This window comes from Treponema berlinense (assembly GCF_052273165.1).
GTDB lineage: Bacteria > Spirochaetota > Spirochaetia > Treponematales > Treponemataceae > Treponema_D > Treponema_D berlinense_A.
In genome coordinates this window covers 34,742-43,531 of sequence record NZ_DAVZIU010000003.1, presented here as the reverse complement: position 1 = coordinate 43,531, position 8,790 = coordinate 34,742, and the positions used below count along the sequence as shown (strand labels likewise).

Here is an 8,790-nt window from a genome sequence, read left to right as displayed (position 1 = left end):
CCCTGGTTTACACCCAGGTTGTCGGGAGTTCGAGTCTCTCAGTGCCCACTCTTTTTATCAAATGACAGCGATTTTATTCGGGCATTTAGCTCAGTTGGTAGAGCCCCTGGTTTACACCCAGGTTGTCGGGAGTTCGAGTCTCTCAGTGCCCACTCTTTTATAATTACGGGATGTAGCGCAGCTGGTAGCGCGCTTGGTTTGGGACCAAGATGTCGCAGGTTCGAATCCTGTCATCCCGATTACAGCTCACTCAAGAGAGTGAGTTTTTTTATTTTAAACGGAAACATAGAAAAAAACGTAAAGGATTCAAAGCGTAATGAGCGCGCTGGCAGGCGAAAAAGTGGCAAGAATGCCACCGTCAGCGAATACAGCCGCCTGCATAAAAAAAGGGCTATCCTGAAAAGTATGAAACTAAAACAAGGACAGCCCTATGATTTTTTATTATTTATTGCTAGCGTTTGAGCGAAAGAACTGTTTCGAGCAAGGTGTCAGCAGTCTGAATAGTTTTTGCGTTTGACTGGAAACCACGCTGTGTAACAATCATATCTGTAAACTGTTCTGAAAGGTCTACGTTAGACATTTCGAGCGCACCAGCAAGAAGACTTCCTTTTCCAGCAATTCCCGAAATACCGATGTTAGCGAGACCAGAGTTATTGCTTTCTACATAAGTATTTTCACCTGCTTTTTCAAGTCCGTTTTGGTTTGAAAAAGTTGCCAATGCAAGCTGTCCTATTGTGCGACTAGAACCGTTTGAATAAACTCCTGTAATAATTCCTGACGAATCAATTTTGAAGTTTTCAAGATACCCCATTGTGTATCCGTCCTGAAAGAAAGCCTTTGTTGATGAAGGAGAAGCGCTCTGCGTAATGGTATTTTTCTGGCTACCAATTGTTCCAAGATTGATATCCATCGTCTGACGGTATGGAGTTCCATCTTCGTTTGGATTTGCTCCAGGTACAGTGTAGCTTGCCTGAAGAATTACTTCTCCCATAGGATTTGTAAGATTTCCAGCTTCGTCTGTTACTGATTGGAGAGTTCCAGTATTATCAAAATTTACAAGAAAAGTATTACCCACTCCGTCTGTTGTTCCAAGTCCAACGCGAGTCTGGGTAAAGTCAGCATTATTTGCATCAACATTTACTTCCGCACGCCACTGGTTTGGCACTCCAGGAACGCGGGTAAGATTGATTGTAAGAAGGTGTGTGTTTCCGAAACTGTCATAAACTTTTTCTTCAATTGACCAGGTTCCCTTTGCAACATCAGCTGCATTAGCTCCTTCCTGAATTTCAGGTGTATTCTTATTAAGGTTGCAGGCATATTTTACAGAAGCAGTTGCTTTTGCAGGATCTTTTGAGCCTACAGGAATTACAAGGTCTTCTGGTGTAGCAGATGTCTGAAGAACCATTTCGCCGTTAATCTCGCGAGCCATATATCCCTGTACTTTAAAACCGTTTGCTGGATTTACGAGAGTTCCATCACTGTCGAGAGAAAAAGCTCCGGCACGAGTGTAGTATGATTTTTCACCGTTTTTTTCGAGGAAGAAGCCGTTTCCCTGAATTGCAAGGTCTGTTGCAATTCCTGTTGACTGAAGATTTCCCTGTGTAAATACGGTGTCGATTGAAGCAACTGTCATTCCAAGACCAACTTCCTTAGGATTTACACCACCCTTTTCTTCTGTCGGTTTTGCAGCTCCGGCCATCTGCTGGCTTATCATGTCCTGAAAATTAACACGGCCGCGTTTAAAACCTGTTGTGTTTACGTTGGAAACGTTGTTACCGATTACATCCATTCTCGTCTGGTGGTTCTGAAGACCAGAAACGCCAGAATAAAGTGATCTCATCATATATCTACCCTCGTTCAATGTACCGTCAAAGGTTGGTACAGTTATTTAAATTTTTATTGGTGCTACCGCAAAATGGCATTAAATGCCGTAAATTGCTTTTATTTTATCCATGCTATAATACATGCCGTTTACAAGAACCTGTGGCTGCGCTCCTCTTGTTGCCGCCTCAACCTGTCCTTTTACCGCAACATCGCCCGCTTCAATTTCAACTGTCTTTCCAAGCATTGACTGAGCTTCGCTTGAATTGATAAGTCCTGCCATTTTTTCAAAGCCCTGACTCATATTCGTCATCTGTTCCAAAGAGCTGAACTGCGCCATCTGGGCAATGAAGTCTGTATTTTCAAGAGGATTTGTCGGATCCTGATTTGAAAGCTGAGCAATCAGAATCTTCAAAAAATCATCTTTTCCCAATTCGTTACTGGTTTTACGACCGTTTACTGTCAAAGTTTTGTTAAATGAATCAACTGCATTTTGAGTATGAAACTTTTCTGTCGCATTCATTGTTGTTGTAAAACTCATTTTTTTCTCCCAGCTTTCTGCAAGCACTTATAAAATTTTTCGGCAAAATTTTTCTTCAGTTTAGTTTTTTGTTAAAATCCGTAGCAATTATGCAACAATATTCACAGCATAACTGTTATTCTCGACATAGCGGGCAACTTTTTCATCTGCTAGTGCTCCTCCGTCCGTTGTATATTCTGAATAAACCTGGTTTGCAAAAAACTGCGACTGTCCGTTTTGTGAATTTTGTTCGTGATGTTGTGCAAACTGACCGCCCTGATTTGCAAAATTCAAATTGAATTCTCCTGTTTCAAAACCACTGCCAGTAAAAGCATTTTTAAGAGCGGCAATGCTATCTTTTACGGCATTATACGCTTCCTGCGAGTGAACGGTTATCGAAGCCGAAACTGTTTTGTCCGAAAGGTTCAAGGCAATTTTTACGTTTCCGAGTTTTTCCGGATGCATTACAAGATTTATGCTTCCAGTGTTATTGTCGCGCAAAACTATATTTCCTGCTTTTACAAAATCCGGCGCATTTGCCTGAATTGCATTTGAAAGCATATTCTGAAAAGTTGAACCGTTTGCAGCGGCACTCTGAGTGTCAGAAGCCGTTATGTTCTGGCTTACAGAATTTGAAAAATCCATTGTAAATTGAACAGTATTTTCGTTCTGTTTTTTATAAGCAAGATTAAAATCCTTGCGCTCCTTTGTTTTTTCAACCTGAATTTCAGCAGATCTTGAATCGATTTTTTCTGTCCGTAAATCAGTCACCTGAATTTTTGCAGATTTTTTTGTCTGTTTTAATTTTTCTTCGTTTTCATCAGAAAGTTTTGAATTATTTTTGGAGAATTTTAATTCTTCGTTCAAAACAACCGTTTCGCCCTGAGTTTCTGAAAGATTTTCCGCATTTTTAAGAAATATTTCAGGATCTTTTAAGGCAAGATTCTGAGCTTTTTCCAAAAGTTCCTCATCGCTTGCTTGTCCCGGAATAAATTCAATGGCGCTGTCAATAAGTTCCGCAAAATCCCCAGAAGAAACTTCTTCCATTTCGTCTGTTTCTGAAACATTTTTTACAACAGGAGTTTTTAGCCATTTTAACTGTGCCTGAGAAATTTGAGTTTTTTCAAATTCAAGAGAATCTTCAAGCGAAAGATTTTTTAGTTCGTCAGTTGAATCTATTTTTTCGGCAGGAATTTCTTCTCGCTGGCCGTTTTTTAGCAAAGCCAGAACTGCATTTTCTGCATTTTCTGCATTTTTGTTTTCTGACGGAGATTTTTCAGATTTTTCAGATTTTTCGAGTTTTTCGTCTTTTTCAAAATCAGAATCCGCCCTCACACCTAAGTTTTTTTCTTTTGAAGTTTCTTCGATTTTGCTCTGCTGAGAATGAACCATTTCTAAAAACGATTCGCCTTCTTCAGAAAATTTTTGGGCAGAAATTTGCTTTGTCTGAATTTGAGGCACAAAAGAATCAAGTTGAACGCCCTGCATAATCAGAACCTCCGGTCGTAAATCAAACACCTAAAAAGTTCCGATTTTTTGCATTTTGGGCTAAAAAGGCAGGCTCAGTCGAGTTTTTCCGGCTTGCTCGCCATTTTTCGCTGAATTACCGCCGCTCTTTCCGAAGGCATATTCATAAGCCATACAGAAGTCATAGAAGCAGTGTTTGAAGCCAAAGCCTGGGCATCGGTTTTTCGGAAAATGTCGATTATATCCTGATCGTCCATTCCGAGAAGCTGCTCAACTGCCGTTTTTGGTGGCATATTCTGCAAATAGGTCGAAATTTGTTCGATGTTTGTACTTCTATCATCGTACTTTTTGACCTCATTGTTGAATGTTTTTTCTCTTTCTTCCTGAGATTTTTGCCTGTCTTCCAATTCGCGCGCAATCGCCTCATTCGCATTTTCAGAGCGCGCAATGTCCGATTCCCTCTTGTCGAGTTCCTGACTGCGAATTTCGAGGGCTTCGAGCCGTTTTGCAAGCCTGTCGTCTTCTAAATTTGCCTGCAATGGCTTTGATGAAGTTGCAGAAACAGAAGTTTGAGGTTGAAGTCCAAAAAGTTTATAAACTGGAGCAAAAATCGACTTTGCCTTGATTATTCCAAGATAATCAAACCATAAAAGTCCGCCAAGAATAATTGCCAAAATTAAAAAAAGCAATGCTATTGACTTTCCAACTCCACGACTTCTTGCCATTTTTCCCGCCCAAAATCACTTATTTTGATTCTTTTTAAAATATAAAAATGTTGCTGCCAAATAAAATAAATTCGCTTTGCATATTTTTTAGACAGCAACTCCAATGGTTTAAGTTTAACTTATTTTTTATTACCACGCAATATTTGAAAAAACCGCATAAAAACCGGCTTTCCATTTTGAATTTTTATCCGTCCTCAATAAATAATTTAAGTAAGCGCCGAGAGTAAAATTACTTGAAGATGAAGCAAAATAGCTCGTATTTGGAGCAAATGTAATTTCTCCGGAAAACCCCAGACTATCCGAAAAATCTTCGTATTTAAGTTTTTCTGCAATTTTAAATGTACGTTTTAAAGCAAAAAACTCTTCCGGTTCATATTTTACGTTTGCAGAATATGACATTTTTAAGGCAAAATGCTGGACATAAACCGAAACTGCCGGAATTCCTTTTTGAATTTCATGCGAAAAAAGCTCAACGCTGGCGTCTCCAGAAGCAAAATATTTTTTTGAAGGAAAAATTGAAGCCTTCAACTTAACAGGAAGAAAAAATGGAACAAAAATTTGAGTTTCCGCCCCGCAATTCAAATATTTTTCATTTTCATCGTAAATTTTTCCAAAAGAATCAAAATCGTACGAAATTGCAGTTTTTTCAAAATCGAAAAAGGGCTTAAAATAAAATCCTGTTTTTTGAGAATGCTTAGGTCCAAAACTTCGGACAGTCGAAAAATTCAGGAATATTTTTCCGTCAAATGAATTTCCAGTGCGACGATATTCATCTGTTTCTGTTTTTCCGTCAACCAGAATTTTTCCTTTGGAAGCTGTTTTTTCAGTTCCAGAAACCCAGGTAAAACTAAGCCCAGACGAAAAATTTGAATAAAATCCCTGCCAAAAAACCTTTGTGACAGCAGAATTTAAATACGAATTCTTAAATCCAAAAGAATCAAAACAAACATCTCCGCAAAAAGCATAATTAAAACAGTCGTTTCCTCCGGAAATTGAACCTTCAAGGGCAAAATGCTGCAAAAGCAAATCAAAACCTGCCGACAAAACCGTAATTTTATCTGTCCACGGAGTCGAAGTTATAAAAGTTGCGCCCCAAATAAAGTCATCGTCAATTTCAAAATCGTGATTATAAATTTTTGCAGTTCCAACAGGAAGAAAAGCACCGTTAAAAAAATATTTTACTGGACTGTATTTTGTTTTTTTGAAGTTTTCTTCTGTCACAAAATTTTCACGGCTTTCCAGTTCAAAAGGTTCTGCTTTTTCAGAAAAATCTGTCTTTTCAAAAAAAGTGTTTTTCTCAGAAAATATTTTACTCTCAACTGGAACAAATTCCTGCCAGTCATTTTCGTCAACTTTTACAAGGCGCAGCGGATTTGAATCGTATTCTTCGTTTATGACAAAAAAACCGTCTTTGCAGGGCACAGCCTCGATAAAAAACGCAACGCTGTCTTTTGAAACTAACTCAATTTTTGCATTCAGGGTATTTTTATCAATAAAAATTTTTCCAAGCCGTGCAAGACTCTGGCTTTGCATTTTTGCCCAGACAAAGACAAAACTCAAGATACCGTTTTCTTCTTTTTCGAAATGAATGTTGTGAATAATTCTGTCTCCGAACGTCCATTCCGCCTTTCTGCCTTTTGAATCCTCGTACAAAAGACTCCAGGAAAGACCGTTTTTTACAGGAATAAGACCGTGCGTTTTTTCAAAATTTTCACGGTTGTGTTCGATTTTCCGTTTTTTTTTGGATTTTAAATCATACTCAAAATCTTCTATTTTTATGTTTGAACGGCTGACAAACCTGTTTACAAAAATTTTCGTTCCGTCATCTGAAAAACGCAATTTTTGAACATTTTTTGCAGTAAAAAGCTTTTTTGAATCAAGATAAACCGTATTTGAAAAAAAATCGAACCAGACAGTTTTCCACTCGCCAATTTGTCTGTCAAAAAAAGAATCCAGCGTTTTTACAAGAGATTTTTTTCTGCTTTTAAAAAAAACAGAATTTTCCGCAGAAATGAATTCATTGTATTCGTCAAAGTCAATTTTTGGAACCCAAAGTTCTTCATAAAAATCGTTCCAGGCTTCATCAAGTTTTATTCCAAAAGTTTTATAAAAAATACCAGCACAAAAAGAAAAATCGGTTTTGCTTCCAGCGTTTTTCCAAAACTGCGCATATTTTTCTTTTCCGTATTTTTGAATCAGATATCCGGCAAAATGAGAGCCAAAAATATAAGCATCGTTTCCGTACGGGAAAATGTCCCTTGCTCCGCTAACATCGCGCCACGAAGGAAATTTTTTTTTGCCCGAAAGGGATTTTAATTTTGCCGCAGTAATTTTTTGAGAAAAGAACGGATCGTTCAGTCTTCCGCCCTTTTTCTGGCTTTCAAATGCAACAGCTGCTCCTTCAAACCAAAAAGAAGTAAGTGAAATTCCTGCTGGAGTAAAAAAATCCGCAAAAACCGACATTCCACGCCAAAACGGAGATTTTGAATTGAGCGAAACCGCATGAACCAATTCATGATAAAACATTGATTCCACGCTTTTTTCGTTCATATCAAGTTCGTAATTCATTTCTGTGTCGTAAAGAACAATCTGGTTGTACGGTGCCATTGAAAAATATGCATTTACCAATTCAACCTGATCCGTTATCGAAACAGGAAACCTCTGGTAAGGCTCGTAACCAAAATCCGAAGCGATTTCTTCGTAATACAAATCACAGACAGTGGCGATTTTTTGAGCAGTCTGCATACAACTGTCAGGAAAAATAATATCAAAATACTGCGTCTGGATTTCATTCAAACCGCCCTTCGTTCCGCTCATGCTTCCGCCTCTGGCAAAGAGAGAAAAACAGAAAACAAAAACGCAGATTAAGGCAAAAAAAAGTCTTTTCATTTTTCGATTTTGCAGAAAGACCTTAAATTAAAGCGGCGACCGCAGTTCCTAAAGTAATATCGTTTTCAACGCAAACTGTTTTGTAAGAAATTCCGCATTTTTTGTATGCATAATCAAAAAGATATTTTTCAATCCGCTCCTTAAGCCTGTGAGTTTTGTAAAAAGTTGTTCCGTTGCAGACGATACATACTTCTTTTGCAGGAGAATTTCCTTCGCTTTTTCCTTTTTCTGTTGCAATAAGGTTTGCCGCTAAAATCGAAGCCGCATAATGCGCGCATCTGTCCACGGCAGAATCCAAAAGCTTAAAGACAATTTTTCTGTCCTTTTCGGTAAAACAGCATTTTTCGACAGGATTTTCGTTTTTGTTCTGCAAATTTTTATCAAAGCCGTTTAAAAAATTATCCGCATCAATTGTAGAAAGCAAAGCCAGGTTTTTAAAATTTTCAGCCGCTTTTTTAGAAAAAAGATTTTCGTTTGCTGCAAATTTCAAAAAAGAAAGGCAGGTGTTTCCCAAATATGCGCCACTACAACATTTTTCCAAAGGAAACTGAACAGGAATCGCAGTTCTTTTGTCTGCATCAACGTCAAAATCGCTGAGTTTAAAACTGTTGCACTTTCCGCTTTCGCAGACAATAATCTGATTCTGCCCTTTTTCGTCCCAGATATTTCCTTCAGGAGCAACAAAGGCCGCGTTCATTCCAGTCCCAAGAATAAAGCCGATGTAAGAACCAGCATCCTTTTCCTTTACCTTTCCGGCAAGAAGAGCGCCGACAGTATCGTTTATTACAGAAATTTTGCTGACTTTCCAGCCGCGTTTTTCAAGTTCATCTTTAAGGCATTTTCCGACAGGACAGCCAAGAACGCTCCTCGCCTTAAACTCTTTGCTAAAGGCATTTGGAATTGCGTCGTGGTCTGGAGTCATATCAAGCGAATACGAAAAACAAAAACCGATTTTTTCAGCCTTACCTTTCAAATATTCAATTCTGTCAGCAATCGCGCTAAAAAATTCATCTTTAGAATATTCTTTTTCGGTCGCAGGCATAAAAGTTTTCTTAAAGTCCGAAATTTCCGCATTTTCAGAACAATCAAAACTAACAAGGCAACTTCTAAAATTCGTTCCGCCGGCATCAATTACAATAACCTTCTCATTTTCGGGATTTTTCGAAGGCGGAAGCATCCAAGTCCGGCTCATATCCATTCCGCGGTTTTCGGATTTTGGACGCCTCATATCAGTCAAAATCTCATCAACAATCATCTTCGACACAAAATTATGTCTTTTAAAAAAAAGTTTTAATTTCAAATCAGTAAACATAATTCAATTATAAACCCAAAATAAATTTTTACAAAATGGATTTACAATAACCATTA

6 protein-coding genes and 2 tRNA genes are annotated in these 8,790 nt (G+C 38.1%); 2 read left to right on the top strand and 6 right to left on the bottom strand.

What is annotated here, in order from left to right:
- Nucleotides 1-79: 79 nt before the first annotated feature.
- Nucleotides 80-152: transfer RNA gene (locus tag ACT6XC_RS02285), tRNA-Val, on the top strand.
- Between the two features lie 14 nt (nucleotides 153-166).
- Nucleotides 167-239: transfer RNA gene (locus ACT6XC_RS02280), tRNA-Pro, on the top strand.
- A 212-nt stretch (nucleotides 240-451) separates the two neighbouring features.
- Here the strand turns inward: ACT6XC_RS02280 and flgE are convergent.
- From flgE to ACT6XC_RS02250, 6 genes are all read right to left on the bottom strand, one after another.
- Complete coding sequence (gene flgE / locus ACT6XC_RS02275; RefSeq protein WP_443737494.1) at nucleotides 452-1,843, bottom strand: flagellar hook protein FlgE; 1,392 nt, start codon at nucleotides 1,841-1,843, stop codon at nucleotides 452-454.
- A gap of 78 nt (nucleotides 1,844-1,921) precedes the next feature.
- A complete protein-coding gene (flgD, locus tag ACT6XC_RS02270) occupies nucleotides 1,922-2,362 on the bottom strand; it encodes a flagellar hook assembly protein FlgD (protein ID WP_443737493.1) in 441 nt (146 codons plus the stop codon).
- Nucleotides 2,363-2,449: 87 nt separating this feature from the next.
- Complete coding sequence (locus tag ACT6XC_RS02265) at nucleotides 2,450-3,829, bottom strand: flagellar hook-length control protein FliK (protein ID WP_443740655.1); 1,380 nt, start codon at nucleotides 3,827-3,829, stop codon at nucleotides 2,450-2,452.
- A 74-nt stretch (nucleotides 3,830-3,903) separates the two neighbouring features.
- Nucleotides 3,904-4,533: a periplasmic-type flagellar collar protein FlbB gene (locus ACT6XC_RS02260; protein WP_287395429.1), complete on the bottom strand. Its 630-nt coding sequence runs from the start codon at nucleotides 4,531-4,533 to the stop codon at nucleotides 3,904-3,906.
- Nucleotides 4,534-4,662: 129 nt separating this feature from the next.
- A complete protein-coding gene (locus ACT6XC_RS02255; protein WP_443740654.1) occupies nucleotides 4,663-7,422 on the bottom strand; it encodes a hypothetical protein in 2,760 nt (919 codons plus the stop codon).
- A 22-nt stretch (nucleotides 7,423-7,444) separates the two neighbouring features.
- Entirely contained in the window at nucleotides 7,445-8,734 is a 1,290-nt protein-coding gene (locus tag ACT6XC_RS02250) for a hexokinase (protein ID WP_443740653.1), read from the bottom strand.
- Nucleotides 8,735-8,790: the final 56 nt, after the last annotated feature.

Excerpts from the sequence above, each read along its gene's own strand:
- flgE (WP_443737494.1), bottom strand. The coding sequence starts at position 1,843 with ATGATGAGATCACTTTATTCTGGCGTTTCTGGTCTTCAGAACCACCAG.
- flgD (WP_443737493.1), bottom strand. The coding sequence starts at position 2,362 with ATGAGTTTTACAACAACAATGAATGCGACAGAAAAGTTTCATACTCAA.
- ACT6XC_RS02265 (WP_443740655.1), bottom strand. The coding sequence starts at position 3,829 with ATGCAGGGCGTTCAACTTGATTCTTTTGTGCCTCAAATTCAGACAAAG.
- ACT6XC_RS02260 (WP_287395429.1), bottom strand. The coding sequence starts at position 4,533 with ATGGCAAGAAGTCGTGGAGTTGGAAAGTCAATAGCATTGCTTTTTTTA.
- ACT6XC_RS02255 (WP_443740654.1), bottom strand. The coding sequence starts at position 7,422 with ATGAAAAGACTTTTTTTTGCCTTAATCTGCGTTTTTGTTTTCTGTTTT.
- ACT6XC_RS02250 (WP_443740653.1), bottom strand. The coding sequence starts at position 8,734 with ATGTTTACTGATTTGAAATTAAAACTTTTTTTTAAAAGACATAATTTT.